The sequence below is a fragment of the Tardiphaga sp. 862_B3_N4_1 genome (assembly GCF_051811085.1).
Lineage (GTDB): Bacteria > Pseudomonadota > Alphaproteobacteria > Rhizobiales > Xanthobacteraceae > Tardiphaga > Tardiphaga robiniae.
In genome coordinates this window covers 1476215-1498986 of sequence record NZ_JBPWQB010000002.1, presented here as the reverse complement: position 1 = coordinate 1498986, position 22772 = coordinate 1476215, and the positions used below count along the sequence as shown (strand labels likewise).

Annotated in this window: 18 protein-coding genes; 7 read left to right on the top strand and 11 right to left on the bottom strand. The window is 61.5% G+C overall.

The genetic code is table 11. The features are described 5' to 3' along the window. Positions 1-38: 38 nt before the first annotated feature. Positions 39-2996 (bottom strand): 2-oxoglutarate dehydrogenase E1 component, encoded by a 2958-nt coding sequence (locus tag AB8B02_RS24320; protein WP_439065379.1) that lies wholly within the window; start codon positions 2994-2996, stop codon positions 39-41. 174 nt (positions 2997-3170) lie between these two features. Beyond that, positions 3171-3854 (bottom strand): TetR/AcrR family transcriptional regulator, encoded by a 684-nt coding sequence (locus AB8B02_RS24315; protein WP_309941723.1) that lies wholly within the window; start codon positions 3852-3854, stop codon positions 3171-3173. A gap of 237 nt (positions 3855-4091) precedes the next feature. On the opposite strand from AB8B02_RS24315, the gene AB8B02_RS24310 reads away from it, so the two are divergent. The 3 genes from AB8B02_RS24310 (at position 4092) to AB8B02_RS24300 (ending at position 6845) form a co-directional block, all read left to right on the top strand. After that, positions 4092-4634 (top strand): OsmC family protein, encoded by a 543-nt coding sequence (locus AB8B02_RS24310; RefSeq protein ID WP_184512455.1) that lies wholly within the window; start codon positions 4092-4094, stop codon positions 4632-4634. A 67-nt stretch (positions 4635-4701) separates the two neighbouring features. After that, positions 4702-5841 (top strand): acyl-CoA dehydrogenase family protein, encoded by a 1140-nt coding sequence (locus AB8B02_RS24305; RefSeq protein ID WP_439065378.1) that lies wholly within the window; start codon positions 4702-4704, stop codon positions 5839-5841. 125 nt (positions 5842-5966) lie between these two features. Then, complete coding sequence (locus AB8B02_RS24300; RefSeq protein ID WP_439065377.1) at positions 5967-6845, top strand: sulfurtransferase; 879 nt, start codon at positions 5967-5969, stop codon at positions 6843-6845. Between the two features lie 121 nt (positions 6846-6966). Here the strand turns inward: AB8B02_RS24300 and sucD are convergent, their stop codons facing one another. The 6 genes from sucD to AB8B02_RS24270 form a co-directional block, all read right to left on the bottom strand. Then, positions 6967-7851 (bottom strand): succinate--CoA ligase subunit alpha, encoded by an 885-nt coding sequence (gene sucD, locus AB8B02_RS24295; protein WP_093757749.1) that lies wholly within the window; start codon positions 7849-7851, stop codon positions 6967-6969. Between the two features lie 4 nt (positions 7852-7855). Further along, a complete protein-coding gene (sucC, locus tag AB8B02_RS24290; protein ID WP_089263274.1) occupies positions 7856-9052 on the bottom strand; it encodes an ADP-forming succinate--CoA ligase subunit beta in 1197 nt (398 codons plus the stop codon). Between the two features lie 206 nt (positions 9053-9258). Further along, complete coding sequence (gene mdh, locus AB8B02_RS24285) at positions 9259-10224, bottom strand: malate dehydrogenase (protein WP_068730094.1); 966 nt, start codon at positions 10222-10224, stop codon at positions 9259-9261. Positions 10225-10431: 207 nt separating this feature from the next. Then, positions 10432-11616: a cell division protein ZapE gene (zapE, locus tag AB8B02_RS24280; RefSeq protein WP_120287618.1), complete on the bottom strand. Its 1185-nt coding sequence runs from the start codon at positions 11614-11616 to the stop codon at positions 10432-10434. A 65-nt stretch (positions 11617-11681) separates the two neighbouring features. Then, complete coding sequence (gene thpR / locus AB8B02_RS24275) at positions 11682-12218, bottom strand: RNA 2',3'-cyclic phosphodiesterase (RefSeq protein ID WP_089263280.1); 537 nt, start codon at positions 12216-12218, stop codon at positions 11682-11684. 227 nt (positions 12219-12445) lie between these two features. Continuing rightward, entirely contained in the window at positions 12446-13153 is a 708-nt protein-coding gene (locus AB8B02_RS24270; protein ID WP_089263282.1) for an arylesterase, read from the bottom strand. Here AB8B02_RS24270 and AB8B02_RS24265 point away from each other — a divergent pair. The 4 genes from AB8B02_RS24265 (at position 13152) to AB8B02_RS24250 (ending at position 18172) form a co-directional block, all read left to right on the top strand. Continuing rightward, entirely contained in the window at positions 13152-13892 is a 741-nt protein-coding gene (locus AB8B02_RS24265; protein ID WP_089263284.1) for an ABC transporter ATP-binding protein, read from the top strand. The two genes, AB8B02_RS24270 and AB8B02_RS24265, sit on opposite strands and share 2 nt — an antisense overlap. Positions 13893-13896: 4 nt before the next feature. Continuing rightward, positions 13897-16464, top strand: coding sequence for an ABC transporter permease (locus AB8B02_RS24260; protein WP_120287616.1), 2568 nt, complete (start codon positions 13897-13899; stop codon positions 16462-16464). A gap of 312 nt (positions 16465-16776) precedes the next feature. Then, positions 16777-17565, top strand: a complete 789-nt coding sequence (locus AB8B02_RS24255; RefSeq protein WP_089263288.1) for a Bax inhibitor-1/YccA family protein — start codon at positions 16777-16779, stop codon at positions 17563-17565. 82 nt (positions 17566-17647) lie between these two features. Next, entirely contained in the window at positions 17648-18172 is a 525-nt protein-coding gene (locus AB8B02_RS24250; protein WP_089263290.1) for a GNAT family N-acetyltransferase, read from the top strand. A gap of 15 nt (positions 18173-18187) precedes the next feature. On the opposite strand, the gene AB8B02_RS24245 is transcribed toward AB8B02_RS24250, so the two are convergent. The 3 genes from AB8B02_RS24245 to acnA all read right to left on the bottom strand — a co-directional run bounded on the left by AB8B02_RS24245 (position 18188) and on the right by acnA (position 22627). Beyond that, the gene (locus AB8B02_RS24245) at positions 18188-18550 is read right to left on the bottom strand and encodes a DUF2794 domain-containing protein (protein ID WP_089263291.1); all 363 of its coding nucleotides are present in this window, start codon (positions 18548-18550) and stop codon (positions 18188-18190) included. Between the two features lie 436 nt (positions 18551-18986). Then, positions 18987-19739, bottom strand: a complete 753-nt coding sequence (locus AB8B02_RS24240; RefSeq protein WP_089263293.1) for a DUF1223 domain-containing protein — start codon at positions 19737-19739, stop codon at positions 18987-18989. A gap of 167 nt (positions 19740-19906) precedes the next feature. Continuing rightward, complete coding sequence (gene acnA, locus AB8B02_RS24235; protein ID WP_120287614.1) at positions 19907-22627, bottom strand: aconitate hydratase AcnA; 2721 nt, start codon at positions 22625-22627, stop codon at positions 19907-19909. Positions 22628-22772 lie beyond the last annotated feature (145 nt).

Sequence of the window (22772 nt, the reverse complement as noted above, 5' to 3'; positions counted from 1 at the left end):
CCCCGCGGGTGCGGGGCATTCGCCAACAGAATGGAGGCTTAGCCGAGCGCTTCGTCGAGGAAGGCCTTGAGCTGGGCGAGATGCTTGGACATCAGGCCGGTGGCGGTCGCTGCCGAAGCAGCGCGGCCGGCATAACGCGGACGCTTGTGGGTGGCGTTGATCTGGTTGAGCACCCATTCAAGATACGGTTCGATGAAGTGCCAGCCGCCCATGTTGCGCGGCTCTTCCTGACACCAGACGAATTCCGCACCCTTGAAGCGGGTCAACTCCTGCACCAGCGTCTTCAGCGGCACCGGATAGAGCTGCTCGATGCGCATCAGGTAGACGTCGTCGATGCCGCGCTTCTCGCGCTCCTCGTAGAGGTCATAATAGACCTTGCCGGAGCACAGCACGACGCGACGGATCTTGTTGTCGGCGGTGAGCTTGATCTTCTCGTCCGGCAGCTTCTCCGCATCGTCGAACAACACGCGATGGAACGATGTGTCGGCACCGAGTTCGCTCAGCTTCGACACCGCACGCTTGTGGCGCAGCAGCGACTTCGGCGTCATGACGATCAGCGGCTTGCGAATCTCACGCTTCAACTGACGACGCAGCATGTGGAAGTAGTTGGCCGGAGTAGTCGGATAGACCACCTGCATGTTGTCTTCGGCGCACATCTGGAGGAAACGCTCAAGGCGTGCGGAGGAATGCTCCGGGCCCTGGCCTTCATAGCCATGCGGCAGCAGGCAGACGAGGCCCGACATACGCAGCCACTTGCGTTCACCCGAGGAGATGAACTGGTCGAACAGCACCTGTGCGCCGTTGGCGAAGTCGCCGAACTGCGCTTCCCAGATGGTCAGCGCCTTCGGCTCGGCCAGCGAGTAGCCGTATTCGAATCCGAGCACGGCTTCTTCGGACAGCAGCGAGTTGATGACCTCGTAGTGACCCTGGTCGGGCTTGAGGTGGTTGAACGGCGTGTAGCGGCTTTCGTCTTCCTGGTCGAACAGCACCGAATGGCGCTGCGAGAAGGTGCCGCGCTCCGAGTCCTGGCCGGACAGCCGGACATGGTGGCCTTCTTCCATCAGGGTACAGAATGCCAGCGCCTCGCCCGTCGCCCAGTCGATGCCTTCGCCACTATCGATCGCCTTGGCGCGGGTATCGAGGAAACGTTGCACCGTGCGATGAACGCGGAAACCATCGGGCACCTTGGTGATCTTGGCGCCGATCTCTTTCAGCGTCTTGACGTCGACGCCGGTCACGCCGCGACGGGGATCTTCCTCCTGGTCGGCATATTTGAAGCCGGCCCACTTGCCGTCGAGCCAGTCAGCCTTGTTCGGCTTGTAGCCGGCGCCGGCTTCGAGTTCGGCATCGAGACGGGCGCGCCAGTCGGCCTTCGCCTTATCGACTTCGCCCTCGGTCATCACGCCATCGGCGATGATGCGCTTGGCGTAGATATCCAGCGTCGACTGATGCGCGCCGATCTTCTTGTACATCACCGGCTGGGTGAACGCCGGCTCGTCGCCTTCGTTATGGCCGTGGCGGCGATAGCAGAACATGTCGATGACGACAGGCTTGTGGAACTTCTGCCGGAACTCGATCGCGATCTTGGCGGCGAATACCACCGCTTCCGGATCGTCACCGTTCACATGGAAGATCGGAGCATCGATCATCTTCGCGACATCGGACGGATAGGGCGACGAACGGGAGTAGCGCGGATAGGTGGTGAAGCCGATCTGGTTGTTGACGATGAAGTGGATCGAACCGCCGGTGCGATAACCCTTCAGGTCCGACAGCGCGAAGCATTCAGCAACCACACCCTGACCTGCGAAGGCCGCATCGCCATGCATCAGCAGCGGCAGCACGGAAATACGCTGGTCCGGCGGATCACCATTCTGGTCCTGCTTGGCGCGGACCTTTCCGAGCACCACGGGATCGACGATTTCAAGATGCGACGGGTTCGCCGTCAGCGACAGATGAATGTTGTTGTTATCGAACTCGCGATCCGACGAGGCGCCGAGGTGATACTTGACGTCACCCGAGCCTTCGACCTCGTCCGGATTGGCCGAGCCGCCCTTGAATTCATGGAACAGCGCGCGGTGCGGCTTGCCCATCACCTGGGTCAACACATTGAGGCGACCGCGATGTGGCATGCCGACGACGATGTCACGGACACCGAGGCTGCCGCCGCGCTTGATGATCTGTTCCAGCGCCGGGATCAGTGATTCGCCGCCGTCGAGGCCGAAGCGCTTGGTACCGGTGAACTTGACGTCGCAAAACTTCTCGAAGCCGTCGGCTTCGACCAGCTTCTGGAGGATGGCGCGGCGGCCTTCCGGCGTGAAGCTGATTTCCTTGTCCGGGCCTTCGATACGTTCCTGGATCCACGCCTTCTGCGCGCGGTTGGAAATGTGCATGAACTCGACGCCGAGGGTCTGGCAGTAGGTGCGCTGCAGGATCGCAACGATCTCGCGCAGCGTGCCGTATTCGAGGCCGATGACGTTATCGAGGAAGATCTTGCGGTCGTAGTCGGCATCGGTGAAGCCGTAGGAGCGCGGATCGAGCTCCTCGTGATCCTTCTGGCCTTCGATGCCCAGCGGATCGAGATTGGCGTGGAAATGGCCGCGCATGCGGAAGGCGCGGATCAGCATCAAGGCGCGTACCGAATCGCGGGTCGCCTGATTGATGTCGCCGGTCGGGGCGGCTGCACCGGGCTGGGCGGTCTTGGCGGCGAGCTTGGCGCCCATCACCTTCTCGACCTCGGCCCAGTTGCCGTCCATGGCGGAGGTTAGGTCGTCCTTGGGCGTCAGCGGCCAGTTGGCCTTCTCCCAGGACGGGCCTTCGGCGTTCTTTTGAACGTCGGCGGGCGAGTCCTTCAGGCTCTTGAAGAACTCCTGCCACTCGGCGTCAACTGAGGAGGGGTCCTTTTCGTAACGGGCATAGAGTTCGTCGATGTAAGTGGCGTTTGCGCCTTGCAGAAATGAAGAGAGTGCAAAGGCGGCGTTCGCGTCCTGGCGAGACATGATGGCGTCCTGATTTGGTATCGCGCGGAAATTTTAGCGAGGGCTGATCCGGTTGCCGGACCATCCTAAAGTCGAGCGAGCTTCTACCCTATTTAATCCGAATGTGCGCCCTGAAAAGCACGAAGAACTGAATATTTCGTCAATTCTTTGTGCGCGAGATTTTGTCCGCTGATTTCAGTCGACGACACTGAGGTCTTCCTTAGCCAAAGCGGCAGCGCCTCCTTGCAGTCCGGCGCGCCGGGTGCGGCGGATTTTGGGCGGCCCGCAAGCCTCGTCGAGCAGGGCATTGGCGGCCATGCCGGCGGCGTCTGCCACGGTCGGATCGCGGGTCACCATGGCGGCGACGATGGCGCCGTCCATCAAGAGGCCGATCTGGTGCGCGAGAAAGTCCGGCTTCTTGGCGCCGGCGGCCTCGGCCAGTCCGGAGATGTGCTTGAGAATGAATGATTTGTGCCGGATCGTGATGTCGCGCAGCCGGGTCTCGTCCTTGGCGTGCTCGCCGACTGCATTGATGAAAACACAGCCATAATAGGTCTCTTCGGCAAACCAGCCCTTCAGCGCGGGGAAAATCGAATCCAGTTTTTCACGCGGAGTTCTGGCGCGTTCCACGGCGGCAATGAACCAGCCGCGCCAGGTCTCGCTCTCCGCCCTGAGCACGGCGTCGACCAGGTCGTCCTTGGATTTGAAGTTTTTGTAGAGGGTGGTTTTGGCCGTACCGGCCTCGCTGACGATGGCGTCTATGCCGGTGGCATTGATGCCATTCTTGCAGAACAGCCTTGTCGCCGCGTCCATCAGCCGCTCACGCGGCGTCACCTGCGGAACATTGCTCTCGACAGCCTGCGGCATCGCATCAGTCATGCCCTGTCATATGTCATGGCGCGCGCGCGGCGCAAGCGATCATCGGTTCCTGACCAATATTCGAGCGGGTAGATACGTATTTGCCGCGCTAAGCGGCAGTTCAGCGTCTGCCCCATTTCGCGTCAATTGCGTAACTCGCTGATCCCGCGTTGATTTTCGCATCGACCGACGCTGGCACGGTTTCTGCAAAGCTACAGAACGTTCTGTATCTATCCATTCTTCCAAGGGAGAAACCCAATGACTGCTGTTGCCGCCAAAACCGCCCTGACCGGCTGCCTCGCGCCGATCGACAAAGGCGGACTCGAACAGCTGATCGCCAACGGCAAAGCCAATCCCAATGTCATCAAGACGCTGAAGTGCAAAACGGTGGCCGAGGGCAAGTTCCGCCACGCCAACTACATCCGCAACCTGCCGCCTTACATCGTCGATGAGCCGCCGGCGCTGCTCGGCGACGACACTGCGCCGAATCCGTCAGAGGCGTCATTGGCGGCGCTTGGCTCCTGCATCGCCGTCGGTCTGCACGCAAATGCCGTGCATCGTGGTTGGACCGTCAACAAACTCGAACTGCAGCTCGAAGGCGATCTCAACATCACTGCCGTCTGGGGCACCGGCGACATCAGCGAGAAGCCGGTCGGTTTCACCGATGTGCGCATCAAGGTCGATATGGAATGCGAAGGCATCGCACAGGCCGAGATCGATGCGCTGATCACCCACGTCAAGAAGTGGTCGCCCGTCGCCAACACGTTTACGCGCCCGGTCAATCTCGAAGTCTCTGCCTGAATGTGAGTTAGCGCGGCCGCAGCGATGCGGCCGCGGTCTCTCTTCCTTGCGCGTGACGGAGATCGACATGACCACGACGGCAGTGCTGCGGAAATCTGACGATATTGAAGGGGCCGGCGACACACCGTCGCTCGTCGAACGAATAGCTGCCGTCGCGCGCACCGATCTTTCACCGATCGCTTTGGAGATAGATGAAGGCACGATCTATCCGGATCGGGCGCTACGTCATCTCGGCGGTGTTGGTGCCTGGTCGGCACACGCGGATCTCGGCGAGACGATCGCGGGCATCACCACCATCGGCGAGACCTGCGGCTCCACGGCCTTCATGGCGTGGTGCCAGAACACGCTGGTCTGGTACATCCTCAACTCCGACAATGCCGCACTGAAGGCGAAGTATCTGAGCGATGCCGCGAGCGGCAAGCTGCTCGGCGGCACCGGCCTGTCCAATCCGATGAAGAGCTTCTTTGGCATCGAGAAGCTCAAGCTGAAAGGTCGCCGCACCAACGGCGGTTACATCGTGCGCGGTGCTCTGCCATGGGTATCGAATCTTGGCCCCGACCATATGTTCGGCACCATCTTTGAACTCGATGACGGCTCCGGCGAGAAGGTGATGTTCCTCGCCGACTGCGCCGACGAGAATCTCTCGCTGACGCCGTGCAAGCCGTTCCTCGCGATGGATGGCACCGGCACCTACGCCGTGCAATTCCGCGATGTCTTCATTCCAGACGGTCAGGTGCTCGCGGCACCGGCGATGCCTTTCGTGAAGAGAATTCGCGCGGGGTTCATCCTGATGCAGATGGGCATGGGGCTCGGGCTGGTGCGCGATTGCGTTGCTATCATGGAGAGCGTCAAGCCGTCGCTCGCCCACGTCAATTGCTTCCTGCCGCAGCAGCCCGAGGATTTCGCGGGTCTGCTGGCGAAGATGGAAGCCGAGACGATGATGCTCGCCGCCACACCCTTTGACACGAGCAATGCCTATTGGCGCAGCGTCGTCGAACTGCGTCTGCGCGCCGGCGACGCCGCCGTCGCCGCAGCCCATGCAGCGATGCTGCATTGTGGCGCGCGCGGCTATCTCAAATCGCACCGCGCCCAGCGCCGACTGCGCGAAGCCTATTTCGTGGCGATCGTCACCCCCGCCACCAAGCAGCTCAGAAAAATGCTCGCAGACAATGCGCGCGAATATCAGGGAGACCAGGGCGGGGCGTGATCCCGATCATGCAAATGATCCCGATCACGCGAACGGAAAGCGAATTGACTTAAGTCACGGCGAAACGACAGGCGATCCAGCACAAACGAATCAACAACGACGGTTCAACACAGAGGAGGCTTTCAATGGCTGAAGTTCTCATTTCCGCAGACGACCTCGTCACGTTCATGAAGTCAGAACCTTGTGTCATCATCGACACGCGCAATCCCGACGCCTATGCGGCCGGGCATATCCCCGGCGCCGTCAATCTCCATGAGATCTTTACGTTCCTCGCCACCTCGACGCCCGAAGGTATGGACGAGTTGAAGAAGAAGTTCGCTGCGGCCTTCGGCGGAGCCGGCCTGTCCGGCAGCGAGACTGCGGTGATCTACGAACAGTCGATGAATTCGGGCTTCGGCCAATCCTGCCGCGGCTACTTCCTGCTGGAGTTTCTCGGCTATCCCAAGATCAAGGTCCTGCATGGCGGCTTTGAAGCCTGGACCATGAAGGGCCTGCCGACCACCACGGATGTTCCGACGCCGACGGCAGCATCCTTCGTCATCAAGCCGGAAGCCGGTTCGATCCTGATCGATGCGGGCACCATGCAGGGCGCGCTCGGCAATCCGTCGATCGCCATCCTCGACGTACGCGATGTCGATGAATGGATCGGCGAAAGCTCGTCGCCCTATGGCAAGGATTTCTGCCCGCGCATGGGCCGCATTCCCGGCGCCGTCTGGATCGAGTGGTACCGCATGATGAAGCCGACATCGGAAGGCCCGCGCTTCAAGTCGAAGAACGAGATCCTCGCCGAATGCGCGACTGTCGGGATCACGCCGTCGACCACTGTCTATCTTTACTGCTTCAAGGGCGCACGCGCGTCGAACACGTTTCTCGCGCTAAAGAACGCCGGCGTGGCTGATGTCCGGATGTATTTTGGTTCGTGGAACGAATGGTCGCGCGATACGAAGTATCCAATCGAGGAAGGTTTGCCGCTGGTTGGCGAGAAGCAGGCGCAGGCGGCGTAGAACTCCAGTGTCCTCGCCCGGCCGGGCGCGCACTTGGACGGGGCGATCCAGTCAGAGTGTCAAAACAAAAGGCCCGCTCTCGCGAGCGGGCCTTTCTTTTCTCAACTCTGCCGAGCTCAGCTTAGCCCTTCAGCACATCAACCAGCGTGGTGCCGAGGCGGGCCGGCGACGGCGAGACGCGGATGCCGGCGGCTTCCATGGCCGCGATCTTCGACTGGGCGTCGCCCTTGCCGCCCGAGACGATGGCGCCGGCATGGCCCATGCGACGGCCGGGAGGTGCGGTGACGCCGCCGATGAAGCCGACCATCGGTTTCTTGCGGCCGCGCTTGGCTTCGTCCTTGATGAACTGTGCCGCGTCCTCTTCCGCCGAACCACCGATTTCGCCGATCATGATGATCGAGGTGGTCTTGGGGTCGGCCAGGAACATCTCGAGCACGTCGATGAATTCGGTGCCCTTGACCGGATCGCCGCCGATGCCAACCGCCGAGCTCTGGCCGAGGCCGGCCTGGGTGGTCTGGAACACGGCTTCATAGGTCAGCGTGCCGGAGCGCGACAGGATGCCGACGCTGCCGGGCTTGAAGATGTTGGCCGGCATGATGCCGATCTTCGATTCGCCAGCGGTGACGACGCCCGGGCAGTTCGGCCCGATGAGGCGTGACTTGGAGCCGGACAGCGAGCGCTTGACGCGCACCATGTCGAGCACCGGAATGCCTTCGGTGATGCAGACGATCAGCGGGATTTCCGCGTCGATGGCTTCGCAGATCGCGTCCGCAGCACCCGGCGGCGGCACATAGATCACCGACGCATCGGCGCCGGTCTTGTCGCGGGCCTCGGCCACGGTGTCGAACACCGGCAGGCCGATATGGGTGGAGCCGCCTTTGCCCGGCGAGGTGCCGCCGACCATCTTGGTGCCGTAGGCAATCGCCTGTTCGGAGTGGAAGGTGCCGTTCTTGCCGGTAAAGCCCTGGCAGATGACCTTGGTGTTCTTGTCGATCAGGACGGACATCGGCTTACTTTCCCTTCACGGCGTTGACGATCTTCTGAGCGGCGTCGTCGAGATCGTCGGCGGGCAGAACGTTGAGACCGGATTCACGGATGATCTTCTTGCCTTCCTCGACATTGGTACCTTCGAGGCGGACAACCAGTGGCACCTGGAGGCCGACAGCCTTCACTGCGGCGACAACGCCGGCAGCGATGACGTCGCATTTCATAATGCCGCCGAAGATGTTGACCAGGATGCCCTTCACGTTCGGATCGGCAGTGATGATCTTGAACGCTGCGGTCACCTTCTCCTCGGAAGCACCGCCACCGACGTCGAGGAAGTTGGCCGGGCTTTCGCCATACAGCTTGATGATGTCGAGCGTGGCCATTGCGAGGCCCGCGCCGTTGACCATGCAGCCGATGGTGCCGTCGAGCGCGATGTAAGCGAGGTCATATTTCGACGCCTCGATTTCCTTGGCGTCTTCTTCGGTCGTGTCGCGCAGCGCGACGATTTCCGGGTGACGATACAGCGCGTTCGAGTCGAACGACATCTTGGCATCGAGGCACTTCAGCTCGCCCTGCTTGGAGATGATCAGCGGATTGATCTCCAGCATGTCCATGTCCTTGGCGATGAATGCGGTGTAGAGCTGCGACACCAGCTTCTCGGCCTGCTTGGCGAGATCGCCCTTGAGGCCAAGCGCCTGAGCCACGGTGCGGCCGTGGTGGCCCATCACGCCGGTGGCCGGATCGACCGAGAAGGTCACGATCTTGTCCGGGGTGTTATGCGCGACTTCCTCGATGTTCATGCCGCCTTCGGTCGAGACGACGAAAGCAACGCGCGAGGTTTCACGGTCGACGAGCAGCGAGAGGTAGAATTCCTTTTCGATGTCCGAGCCGTCTTCCAGATAGATCCGGTTGACCTGCTTGCCCGCGGGGCCGGTCTGTTCGGTCACGAGGGTCGCGCCGAGCATTTCCTTGACGAACTGCTTGGTCTCGTCGATCGATTTGGCGAGGCGGACGCCGCCCTTGTCGCCGGCCGATGCTTCCTTGAACTTGCCCTTGCCGCGGCCGCCGGCGTGGATCTGGCTCTTCACCACCCACAACGGACCGCCGAGCTGTTTGGCGGCAGCTTCAGCTTCCTCGGCCTTGAGGATTGGCACGCCCTTGGAAACGGGCACGCCGAATTCCTTCAGCACGGCCTTCGCCTGATATTCATGGATATTCATAAGTTGCTCCCGAACCCCGGATGGTGAACTTGGAATTCACGTCATTTTCTTTGAACTGGCATACCGTATACCAAGCATGCTGCAAGTCAAAGCCGACGATAATTCCGTGTGACGGACGAATTGGCTGAGGGGTTCGTTGCAGTGTTTGCCAACGTCGTCAAATGCAAAACCGGCACCCAGAGGGTGCCGGTGAAGTGAGCTTGATCTTAGCCGAGCAGGTCGGGTGCGATCTTCTTGCAGGCGTCCATCAGGCCGACCACCGAAGCTACCGACTTGTCGAAGCCTTCCTTGTCCTTGCCGAGGAGTTCGATCTCGACGATGCGCTCGACACCCTTGGCGCCGATCACGACGGGAACGCCGACATACATGTCCTTGACGCCGTATTCACCGTTCAGGTGCACGGCGCAGGGCAGAACGCGCTTCTTGTCCTTGAGGTAGCTCTCGGCCATCGCGATGGCCGAAGCGGCCGGAGCGTAGAAGGCCGAACCGGTCTTCAGCAGGTTGACGATCTCGGCGCCGCCGTTACGGGTACGGTCGACGATTTCGTCGATGCGGGCCTGCGAGGTCCAGCCCATCTTCACGAGGTCGGGCAGCGGGATGCCGGCAACGGTCGAATACTTGACCAGCGGAACCATGGTGTCGCCGTGGCCACCGAGCACGAAAGCGGTGACGTCTTCGACCGACACATTGAATTCATCGGCCAGGAAGTAGCGAAAGCGCGCCGAGTCCAGCACGCCGGCCATGCCGACGACCTTGTTTGCCGGCAGGCCGCAAGCCTTCTGCAGCGCCCAGACCATCGCATCGAGCGGGTTTGTGATGCAGATGACGAAGGCATTCGGGGCGTACTTCTTGATGCCTGCGCCAACCTGCTCCATCACCTTGAGGTTGATCGAGAGCAAGTCGTCGCGGCTCATGCCCGGCTTGCGCGGCACGCCGGCGGTGACGATGATGACGTCCGAACCTTCGATCGCCTCATAGGAGTTGGCGCCGGTCAGCTTGGAGTCGAAGCCGTCGACCGGTGAGGACTGCGCGAGATCGAGCGATTTGCCCTGCGGCACACCTTCCGCAATGTCGAACATCACGACGTCGCCGAGTTCTTTCAGGCCGACGAGGTGAGCAAGTGTTCCGCCGATCTGACCAGAACCAATCAATGCGATTTTGTTACGCGCCATGGGAAATCTATCCTTTAAGCCCGAAGGGGTAGGGAGGGAGCAGGAAATGCTGACAGGCTGGTTATCCCTTTCGCGGACACCGTTCAAGTCGGAGCCTGCCCAATTGTCGAGCGCCGGCCTGCAATGCAAATTATTATGAGTGAACTGGAAATTGGAATCGCTCGCGAAAGTACCGATTCCGCTTTGATATCCATCTGATTGCGCGCGTCAGGTTTCGACCAGGCCCGTGGTGGCGCCTGACGCGGTGGAATCGCTGCGGCCATGGGGTAGGGCCAGATATGTTTCAGAGCCCATCTCGAACAGGCGCGAGGCGGTTCGTGCGAATTCCATCGCCTCGAAGCCTTCGCTGGCCTGATACAGCGCGTGCGGTTCGCCGGCCGCCGAGGCCATCAGCTTCACGGCATTGTCATAGAGCGTGTCGATGAGTGCGATGAAGCGTTTGGCGGCGTTGCGGTCGCCGTAGTCCATCATCGGAATATGTTCGATGAACAGCGTGTGATAGTCGTGCGCCAGTTTCAGATAGTCTGACGCGCCAAGCGGCTTCTCGCAGAGATCGCCAAATGAAAACCGGGCCACGCCCTGCGCTTCCAGGGGAACACGCAGCGTGCGGCCCTTGATCGAGATATCACGCGACTTTGCGGGTGCGCCGCCCGTGAGCTTTGCCCAGGCCTTGTCGAGCGCAGCCTTTGCTGCATCATCGTCCGGCACCAGCCAGCTCTTTACGCCGGCCAGTTTTTCCAATCGATAGTCGGTGCGTGAATCCAGCTTGCGCACCTCCATATGATCTTCGATCTGTTTGATGAACGGCAAGAACAGCGCGCGGTTGAGCCCGCCTTTGTAGAGATTGACGGGTTCGACATTGGACGTCGCGAAGACGACGGTGCCGAGTTCGAACAGCCGTGCGAACAGTCGGCCGAGGATCATCGCATCGGCGATGTCGGTGACGTGAAATTCGTCGAAGCAGAGGAGCCAGGCTTCGTCGAAGATCGAATTCGCCGTCAGCGCGATGACATCGCCGTCGGGGAGCTCGCCGCTCGCGATTTTCTGGCGAAAATTATAGATGCGCTCATGGGTGTCGGCCATGAACTCATGGAAATGAGCGCGACGCTTGTGCGTGACCGCGCTGGCTTCGAAGAACAGGTCCATCAGCATGGTCTTGCCGCGGCCGACCTCGCCATGGACGTAGAGACCGCGCGGCGGTTGCATATCCTTGTCGCCGAACAGGCGTCCAAAGAAGCCCTGCTTGCGCGGTGGCTTATAAGTGGACAGCGCAACGTCGAGCGCCGCGATGGCCTCGACGGCGCCGGCCTGCGCCGGGTCAGCCTCGATAGCGCCGGAGGCAACGAGGGCTTGATATTGTTCGCGGAAGGATTGCGGAGGGCTGGACGACATGGGGCCCTAACGGCCCCATGCGCCCGGAAAATGCAAGATGCGAATTGGTCGAAGCGGATATGCGCTCATGCGCAGAGCGCGTAGGAATCCTCGACCAGATAAGGGCCGCCGCCCGTGGATGCCCGCGAGGAGAACAGCACGAAGCGCGAGGCGGTGAAGATCTTCGTCGGGAAGTAGCCGCGCACCGAAAGATAGTCGGCGACGTCGCGGTCGCAGGAATCGCGCAGTCGGGCCAGCGTGACATGCGGCGTGAATTTGCGGCCCTCGGGCTCGAGCCCGCAGCGGCGCACCAGCCGTTCCAGTTCGGATTGCAGTTCAAGCAGCGGACGGCTCGGCTCGACCGCAGCGACGACAGCGCGGGGTTTCTTGCCGCCGAAGCTCGAAAGGCCACGCACCGCGACCTCGAAGGGTCTGCGCTCCACGCGTGACATCAGATCGGCGATTTCGTTGGCGGAAACGCCATCGATATCGCCGATGAAGCGAAGCGTGACATGATAATTTTCGGGATCGATCCAGCGTGCGCCTGGCAGGCCGCCACGCAAATTGGCCAATGTCTGGCCGATCTCGGCTGGTATCTCCAGTCCGGCGAACAAACGCGGCATAGTCAGCTCCTCTTTGCCGGGGCGCGATTTTCGCCGAAAGGTGCTGACTACGGTGTGCTTACGCACGCCCGCACCCCTCGGCGAAAATCATGCCCGAACAAACGAGCCGGTGACGAATCACCGATGTCTTTTTTTACCCGACTTCTGTGACTCTGCGAAGCAGATGCCGCGCTCGGTGCATGAAGGTTCCGTGAAAAACCGTCATTAAGGTTGAGGCTGCCTGTTTCTCAACTGCGTTGCCCAGCGATCGTGCCGACAAATGCCTCGACGCTGGGCAGGATGTTTTTCACGACGATGTCGACGCCATCCGCTGTCGGATGCATCGCGTCGGCCTGGTTGAGTTTACTGTCACCGGCGACGCCTTCGAGAAAGAACGAATAGAGCGGCACGCCAAATTGCTTGGCGAGATCCGGATAGATCGAATTGAACTTTTCCGCATAGTCGGCGCCGTAGTTCGGCGGTGCCACCATGCCGCAGAGAAGCACGGCGATGTTGCGGGCCTTCAGCCGCGTCAGAATCTCGGTGAGCGCCGCACGCGGGACCTTCGGATCGGTGCCGCGCAGCGCGTCGTTGGCGCCGAGTTCGACGATCACGCCCTGCGTCCCCTCGGGCACCGACCAGTCGAGCCGCCCGAGGCCGCCCGAGGTGGTATCCCCGGATACACCCGCATTGATCATCTCGACCTCTATCCCCTTGTCCTTCAGGGCCTTTTGTAGCCGGACCGGAAACGCGGCTGCCGCCGGCAGGCCATAACCTGCGCTCAGGGAGTCCCCCAGCACGACCAGTTTGACGGGCTTGGCCGTGCCGGTGGCGGCCGTCTGCGCCGTAGCGGTGGGGATCGGAAGTGCGACCGTCAGCCCGGCGACGACCAGCCACATAAACGTGCGCAGCAGCCCCTCGACCGCCGCAAACGAAGTGCCATATGAAGCTCGCATGGATACTTTCATTGAAGCCTCATCATCGGCCGGCGTTTCGCCGGACACCATTTCAATCTCTAACATCAACCTCTCGCTCGGCACCGGCGCCGCGCGTGTGCATATCCTCAAGGATATCAGCCTGCGCGTCGGATCGGGTGAAGCGATCGGGCTGATTGGCCCGTCGGGCTCCGGCAAGTCCACGCTGCTGATGGTGATGGCGGGGCTGGAGCGTCCTGACTCCGGTCAGGTGGTGGTCAATGGCACCTCTTTCAATGATCTCGATGAGGACGGATTGGCGCGGTTTCGTGGCCGTCATGTCGGCATCGTCTTCCAGTCCTTTCACCTGATCCCGACCATGACGGCGCTGGAGAATGTCGCGGTACCGCTGGAGCTGGCAGGTCATCCCGACCCAGCCGGCCGTGCGGCGCGCGAGCTGGAAGCGGTCGGTCTCGGCGCCCGTCTGCATCACTATCCGACCCAGCTTTCCGGTGGCGAGCAGCAGCGCGTCGCGCTGGCGCGCGCATTGGCGCCGGATCCTGCGATCCTGGTCGCCGACGAGCCGACCGGCAATCTCGACGAATCCACCGGCGGCCAGATCGTCGATCTCTTGTTCGCGCAGCACGCGCAGCGCGGCATGACGCTGGTGCTGGTGACTCACGACAATACGCTGGCGCATCGCTGCGACCGCGTGGTGCGATTACGTTCCGGCCGGATCGATGGGCCCGCCACCGAGCGCAACTGGGTCGAGACGGCCTGATCCGATGACCATCACCGAGACCATTCCTAACAGCCGAGGCCCGTCGCTGGCGTTGCGTTACGCTTTCCGCGAGATGCGCAGCGGCCTGCGCGGCTTCTACGTTTTCATCGCCTGCATCGCGCTGGGCGTCATGGCCATCGCAGGCGTTGGCTCGGTCGCGGCAAGTTTGGGCGAGGGCGTGGCGCGCGAAGGCCGTACGCTGCTCGGCGGCGACGTGGCATTCTCGCTGATGCAGCGTGAGGCCAAGCCGGAAGAACTCGCCTTCTTGCGCGCACGCGGTGCGGTGTCGGTTGCCGCAACGCTGCGCGGCATGGCGCGCGCGCCGGACGGCAATCTTGCGCTTGTTGAGATCAAGGCCGTCGATGGCAGCTATCCCTTGCTCGGCAAGGCGACCCTGGCGCCGGACATGCCGATGAGCGATCTGCTCGCCGAACGTGACGGGGCCTATGGCGCCGCGACGGATACGACATTGATGGCCCGGCTAGGCCTCAAGGTTGGTGACCGCCTCACGGTCGGTAATGCGACGTTCGAGCTTCGCAGCGAAATTTCAGCGGAGCCCGACAAACTCGCTGGCGGTGTCGGGTTCGCGCCGCGTTTCCTCACCAGTGAGGACGCTCTGCGCGCCACCAAGCTTCTGCAGCCCGGCAGTCTGGTGCGCTGGATCTATCGTGTTCGCCTGCCGGACACCGTTTCCGGCGATCGCGCTGCCAAGGCGCTGGCTGACGATGCGCGTGCCCAATTGCCGCAAGCCGGCTGGGAAATCCGTTCGCGCGACAACGCGTCGCCGCAGCTTGAGCGTACCATCACGCGATTCACCCAGTTCCTGACATTGGTCGGCCTCGCGTCCCTGCTGGTCGGCGGCGTCGGCGTCGCCAATGCCGTGAAGAGCCATATTGATCGCCGCCGCGATGTCATCGCGTCGTTGAAAGCGCTTGGCGCGACTGGCCGCGACGTATTCGCGATCTACCTCACCCAGGTACTGGTGCTGGCGGTGATCGGCTCGCTGATCGGTATGGTGGTCGGTGCGTCCTTGCCGTTTGCCATTGTCGGCCTGTTCGGCAAGCTGCTGCCGCTGCCGGTGGTGCCGGCGCTTCATCTCGGTGAGCTGGCATTGTCGTTGCTGTACGGGCTGCTGACGGCGCTGGCCTTCGGCCTATGGCCCTTGGCGCGCGTACACGACGTGCCGGTTGCGGCGCTGTTTCGTGATGCGGCACTGACGGAATCGCACCGGCCGAAGCTGCGCTATATGCTCTGGATGGCACTCGTGGTCGGGCTACTGATCGCGGTGGTGGTCGGGCTCGCTTACGACAAACGTGTCGCTGCCGTATTTGTGGTGTCGTCGATGGTCGTGTTCGCCTTGCTGCGCGGTATCGCCGGCGCATTGATGGCTTTTGCGCGCAAATTACCGCGGCCGAGCATGACCATGCTGCGGCTGGCTATTGCCAATATCTACCGGCCGGGCGCGCTGACGCCGTCGGTGGTGATGTCGCTCGGGCTCGGCCTGACGGTGCTAGTGACCGTCACCCAGATCGACGGCAATCTGCGCCGGCAGTTCATGGCAGCGCTGCCGGAGAAGGCGCCGTCGTTCTATTTCATCGACATTCCCTCCACCGAGGCAGACCGCTTCAGCGCGTTTCTCAGGGAGAAGCAGCCGCAGTCGACCGTCGAGGATGTGCCGATGTTGCGCGGCCGGATCGTTGCCGCGCGCGGCGTCAAGGCGGAAGACCTCAAACCGTCATCCGATGCCGAATGGGTGCTGCAGAGCGACCGTGGCCTCAGTTACACCAACGAGGTTCCGCGTGGCTCCAAGCTGGTCGAGGGCGAATGGTGGGCACCCGACTATAGCGGGCCGCCACTGGTGTCGTTCGAGAAGAAGCTGGCCGACGGGCTCGGGCTCAAGCTCGGCGACGAGGTCACCGTCAATGTGCTCGGCCGCGATATCACCGCCAGGATCGGCAATATGCGGTCCGTCGACTGGCAGAGCCTCGGCATCAATTTCGTGCTGGTGTTCTCGCCCAATACCTTCCGTGGTGCGCCGCATACCCATATTGCCACGCTGACCGAACCGAAGTCCGATCCCTCCCAGGACGCCGGTCTGGTCAAGGCGGTGGCCGACGCATTCCCAATGATCACCACCGTCCGGGTCCGAGAAGCGCTCGACACTGTGGGATCGGTTGTCACAAATCTCGTGCTGGCGATCCGCGGTACCAGCGCGGTGACGCTGCTCTCGGCCATTCTCGTGCTCGGTGGCGCGCTGGCCGCCGGTCACCGGCATCGCGTCTATGACGCCGTTATCCTCAAGACCCTCGGCGCCACGCGTGCGCGGCTTCTGGGTGCCTATGCACTCGAATATCTGATGATCGGCCTGGCCACGGCGGTGTTTGGGGTCATCGCCGGCTCGGTGGCGGCGTGGCTGATCGTCACGCGCCTGATGACGCTGAGCTTCGTCTGGCAGGCTGGCAGCGCGGCTGGCGTCGTGCTGGCGGCGCTAATTGTCACAGTGGGCCTGGGCCTGGTGGGTACGTTGGTAGCCTTGAACCAGAAGCCTGCCACCGTGTTACGGAATTTGTGACCTGTTTTGACACGAAGCAGCCTTTGCGCGGGCTGATTCGTGCAAAATGACTGAGAAATCGCCAAGCTTGCGTCAGGCTGAAAGTTTACCAGGATGCCTGAATACAAATCGGAGCGACATTCCGCCACGCGTGGAAGCTTGCAGCGAATGTGTTAGTTTACCACATACCCTTTGGGTCAGACATCGAGTGCAGATGACGTCGATTTTTTATGAAATCGAGTTTAGTGTCAGGAAGCGCAGATATCTGGGATATAATTTGAACCGGCGACGCGAACCCTTTGCGATCAGCCGGACAACATCGAGGTTTCGACCATGTCGGATCTAGACCGTAACTATGCTTCCCCCTTCGGCCGGGCCGGCGCGCGCGATGCCGCTGCCGTGGACGCCGGACTGCGCTCCTACATGCTGCGCATCTACAACTACATGACGATCGGTCTGGCCATCACCGGCCTGGCTGCTCTCGGCGTGTACATGGCGGCTGTCACGACCGATCCGTCGGGCGCTGCTGCCCGGATCGGTAGCTCCTACCTGACGCCGTTCGGCTATGCGATGTTCGTGAGCCCGCTGAAGTGGGTGTTCATCCTGGCGCCTCTGGTCATGGTGTTCGCCATCTCGTTCGGCATCAACCGGCTGAAGCCGGCCACCGCGCAACTGCTGTTCTGGGCCTTCGCGGCTCTGATGGGCATCTCGCTGTCGTCGATCTTCCTCGTGTACACGCACACATCGATCGTGCGGGTGTTCTTCATTACCGCTGCCTCGTTCGGTGCGCTGAGCCTTTACGGCTACACTACCAAGCGTGACATGACGGGCATGGGCTCGTTCCTGCTGATGGGCCTGTTCGGCATCATTATCGCGAGCGTCGTGAACATCTTCGTGGCGTCGTCGATGCTGCAGTTCATCGTGTCGGTTGTCGGCGTGCTGATCTTCGCAGGCCTCACTGCCTACGATACCCAGCGGTTGAAGAACGACTACATCTACGGTTACGCCTCGCAGGGCGGCGATATCGCCGAGCGCGCGGCGATCACCGGTGCCCTGTCGCTCTACTTGAACTTCATCAACCTGTTCACGCTGCTGCTGCAGCTGCTCGGACAGCGCGAATAAGCTCAGAGCATAGAGAAGATCTTAGCCCCGGCCGAAAGGCCGGGGCTTTTCTTTTGGGTGGAGCAAAAATAGTCTCAGCGCCATGTCCGATATTGAAATCAGGCCCGCCACGGCGGCAGATCTGCCCGCGATCACCGCGATCTATGCCGAGGCGGTGCAGTTCGGCACGGCCACGTTCGAACTGATCCCGCCAGATTTGGCCGAGATGACGCGGCGTTTCGAGGGGATGGTGAGCGGGGGCTATCCGTATCTCGCGGCTGTGCTGGAAGGCCGGGTTGTCGGCTATGCCTATGCCAGCGCGCATCGCCCGCGACCGGCCTATCGCTTTACCGTCGAGAATTCGATTTATCTCGATCCGAAAGCCCAACGGCGAGGCGTTGGCGGCAAACTTCTCGCGCGGCTGATCGCCGAATGCGAGAGCCGCGGCTACCGCCAGATGGTCGCCGTGATCGGTGACAGCGCGAATGCCGGCTCCATCGCGGTTCATCGCAATGCCGGATTTCAGATGGTTGGGGTGCATACCGATGTCGGGTTCAAGTTCGATCGCTGGCTTGATACCGTTTCGATGCAGCTCGCACTTGGCGACGGCGCCCGCACGCTTCCCTGACGCTCAGCGAATCGATTACACCACCGCCAGCTTGCGATCGATCACCAGGAGCACGCGGTCGAGTTCCTGGCCGCGGCGCAGAATCATGCCGCTGGCCGAAATCACGCTATACATGCCCTGCTTGCGCGCCAGTCGCGGATCTTTCTCGATGCGATAGAGCGGCACTTCCGACGAGCGGCGGAACACCGAGAACACCGCGCGGTCGCGCAGAAAGTCGATGGCGTAATCGCGCCACTCACCGTCGGAGACCATACGGCCGTACAGGTTGAGGATGCGGCTGAGCTCAAGGCGATTGAAGCTGACGACGGGCGCGGCGGCGGCAGAGCCCGTCGCCGCGCGATTCTCGGTGGGCTCAGTATCTCCCGGAATCACATTCATGCAGCGCCTCCTGTCATATCGTCGACATGATCGCGCCGACCGCGGTCCTCTGCAAGGGCCGATCCGCAGGGCTGATGGTAGAAATTTCCCGTCACGGGAACGTCAGGTGAATCTTATTGCCGCCAAATTTTGGCCCATCGGGCGCCCTTCTGGATTGCGACAAGAAGATACTGCGTCGGGTCCGGTTCTTCCGGTCTCGGATTCCTCAGCCCCCAGCCCCCCGCGGTCGTTGGGATCGGACCCTGCGCAGGAAGTTAATCCCCACTGGGCCAACGCAAGTTGGTCCTTTTCTTTTTGGTGGATGCTTTTGCGAGACCATCAAACGTCATTGCGATAGGCGAAGCGACGAAGCAATCCAGTCTTCGCCGAGGGCTCACAATGGTGCGGGCATGCCACGCGTAAGTGCAGCAGCAGCCGAAGTTATCAATCTGAAGACTTACTGCAGCGACGTATAGGCCGCGCCGCGCATCGCGCCGGGCTTGTCGCGTGTGCCGTCTTGCACATAAACGACGGCGGCATCGACACCATCCCTGGAGATGTTCTCCAGCGGCAGCGTCCAGTTGGCGGCGTTGCCGGTCCAGTCACCGACCTTCAGCCAGTTCCGGACGACATTGTAGTAGGTCAGTTGCTTGCCGCGATTCTCGCCGCGCCCGACCGTGATCGGCACTGCCTTCGACACGGAACAGATCCAGACTTCGCCATGCGCCGTATCCGGCGCATTGCTCGATGCGGCAACGGACACGTTGACGTGTTTGCCGGAAACCGACATCGACACCGGCACCGTCATCACGGTGCCTTTCTTGGTTTCGCTGATCGCGCCCTGGATACGATCGGCATCGCTGCCGATCACCTGAGTGGCGCCGTTGACGACGACTTGCGGCGTGTAGACGTCGCGATCGCCGCGCATCTGTGAATAGGCCTTCTGCCGCGCGCTGAAACGCGAGTCGGCCAGCGTGTCCTTCCAGCCCAGGTAGTCCCAGTAGTCGATCGGCATGCTCAATGCGATCACCGACGGGTCTTTGGCGAGGTCGCCGATGATCTTGTCTGCAGGCGGGCAGGACGAGCAACCTTGCGAGGTAAACAGCTCCACCACGGCCCTAGGCTGGGCCAGCGCGCTACCGCTTGCTGCAATGGCGGCGCACACGCTGAGCGCGCCGGTCCACTGCGATATGCCGCCAAAGGATTTCATGAGGTTTTGCCACGCTCGAGGTGAGACACATAACAGACGGTGTCGCACATTGGTGTCGCTAACACGTTCATGCCCTCAAACGCCAGAAGGCGGCCCTTCATAGGCCGCCTTCTGTTCACTAGCCACTCACTTCGCGGTGAGGCACTACGTCACACCACGTATGGGCGTCAGGCTGCAAGCTGACGCAGCACGTAATGCAGGATGCCGCCATTGCGGTAATATTCGAGCTCGTCCAGCGTATCGATGCGGCAGAGCAGCGTCTCCTTGTGGAGTGAGCCATCGGCCGACACGATTTCCGCCACCATCTGCTGGCGCGGCTTGATGTCGCCGGTCAGGCCGCGGATCGTGACCTTCTCGTCGCCCTTGAGGCCGAGTTTCTTCCACGATGAGCCGTTCTCGAAGGTTAGCGGCAGAATGCCCATGCCGACCAGATTGGATCGATGAATACGTTCGAAGCTTTCGGTAATCACGGCGCGAACGCCGAGCAGACGGGTGCCCTTCGCAGCCCAGTCGCGCGACGAACCGTTGCCGTATTCGGCACCGCCGAACACGACCAGCGGCACTTGTTCGGCCTGATACTTCATCGCGGCGTCGTAGATCGACATGGCTTCTCCATCGGGCCAGTGCTTGGTCATGCCGCCTTCCGGCACGTTGCCGTCAGCACCCTGCATCATGAAGTTCTTGATGCGGATATTGGCAAAGGTGCCGCGCATCATGACTTCGTGGTTGCCGCGGCGCGTGCCGTACTGGTTGAAGTCGGCCGGGCGCACCTGGTGCTCCGACAGATACTTGCCCGCGGGTGAGGTGAGCTTGATCGAACCGGCAGGCGAGATGTGGTCGGTAGTGATCTTGTCGCCGAACAGAGCCAGGATGCGCGCGTCGATGATGTCGGTGGTCGGCTCCGGTTCCTTCTTCATGCCTTCGAAGTAGGGTGGGTTCTGCACATAGGTCGAACCCATGTTCCACTTGTAGGTCTCGCTCTCGACCGTCTTGATCTTGCGCCAGTTGGCATCGCCGTCGAACACGTTTGCGTACTTCTTCTTGAAGATCGTCGACGTCACGTACTTCTTGATGAAGGCGTTGATATCCTTCGTGGTCGGCCAGATGTCTTTCAGGAACACCGGCTTGCCATCCTTGCCTTCGCCGATCGGCTCGACCGCTAGATTCTTGGTCACCGTACCGGCAAGTGCGTGCGCGACGACCAGCGGCGGCGAGGCGAGGTAGTTTGCCTGCACGTCCGGCGAGACGCGACCCTCGAAGTTACGGTTGCCCGAAAGAACCGCTGCGGCAACGATGCCGTTGTCGTTGATCGACTTCGAAATCTCCGGCGGCAGCGGGCCGGAATTGCCGATACAGGTGGTGCAGCCGAAGCCGACGAGGTTGAAGCCGATCTTGTCGAGATCGAGCTGCAAGCCGGAATTGGCGAGATATTCAGCGACGACCTGCGAGCCCGGCGCCAGCGAGGTCTTCACCCACGGCTTGGTCTTGAGGCCCTTGGCCACGGCGTTACGTGCCAGCAGGCCGGCGGCGATCAGCACGCTCGGATTCGAGGTGTTGGTGCAGGAGGTGATGGCAGCGATCACCACGTCGCCATGGCCGACATCGAAGTTCTTGCCCTCGACGGGGAAGCGCGCGTTGTGGTTATCCGGCTTCTTGTATTCGGTGGTTAGCGCGGCAGAGAAGCCATCGGCGATGGCGGGCAGTGCGACGCGGCCTTCCGGACGCTTCGGGCCGGCCATCGAGGGTACGACGTCGCCGAGATCGAGCTTCAGCGTTTCGGTGAACACCGGATCGGGCGACTTGGCGGTGCGGTACAGGCCCTGCGCCTTGGCATAAGCGGCAACCAGTGCGACACGCGCCGATTTGCGGCCCGAAGTTTTCAGATAGTCGATGGTGGCGGCATCGACCGGGAAGAAGCCGCAGGTCGCGCCATATTCCGGCGCCATATTTCCGATTGTCGCCTTGTCAGCGACCGACATGGCGTCGAGGCCGGGGCCGTAGAATTCCACGAACTTGCCGACGACGCCCTGCTTGCGCAGCATCTGGGTGACGGTGAGCACGAGGTCGGTGGCGGTGACGCCTTCCTTGAGTGCGCCCGACAGCTTGAAGCCGACCACGTCGGGCAGCAGCATCGACTGCGGCTGGCCGAGCATCGCGGCTTCCGCCTCGATGCCGCCGACGCCCCAGCCGAGCACGGCGAGGCCGTTGACCATGGTGGTGTGCGAGTCGGTGCCGACCAGCGTGTCCGGATAGGCGACCTCGAAGGTGGCGGTCTTCTTACCGACCGTCATCTTCTGCTTCTTCGTCCAGACGGTCTGGGCGAGATATTCGAGATTGACCTGGTGGCAGATGCCGGTGCCGGGCGGCACGACGGAGAAATTCGAGAACGCGCTCTGGCCCCACTTCAGGAACTCGTAGCGCTCCTTGTTCTGCTTGTACTCTTCGGCGACGTTCTTGCCGAACGCCTTGTTGTCACCGAAGAAGTTCACGATCACCGAGTGGTCGATGACCAGATCGACCGGGACCAGCGGGTTGATCTTCTTGGGATCGCCCTTCAGCGCCTGCATCGCATTACGCATGGCCGCAAGATCGACTACCGCGGGGACGCCAGTGAAGTCCTGCATCAGCACGCGCGCAGGGCGGAACGAGATTTCGTGCTCGAGCTTGCGCTTCTTCAGCCATTTCGAGAAAGCAACGATGTCTTCCTTCTTGACGCTGCGGCCGTCCTCGTTGCGCAGCAGATTCTCGAGCAGGACCTTCATCGAATAGGGCAGCTTCGAAATGCCTGTCAGACCATTTTTCTCAGCGAGCGGCAGGCTGTAGTACACGTAAGTTTTAGCGCCCACCTTGAGGGTTTTTTGGCACTTGAAACTGTCGAGCGAGGTCATGTGAAGGGGTCCCAATTCAGTTGACCGATACCCGGAAAATGGTATCGAGACACCGTCGGCGGAGAAGGCCGGTTTGCTTGCAGGCGCCGATTGTGTGCTGCATCAAGTTCCGACTTATAGAATCTTTCTAGAACCGCTGCCATAT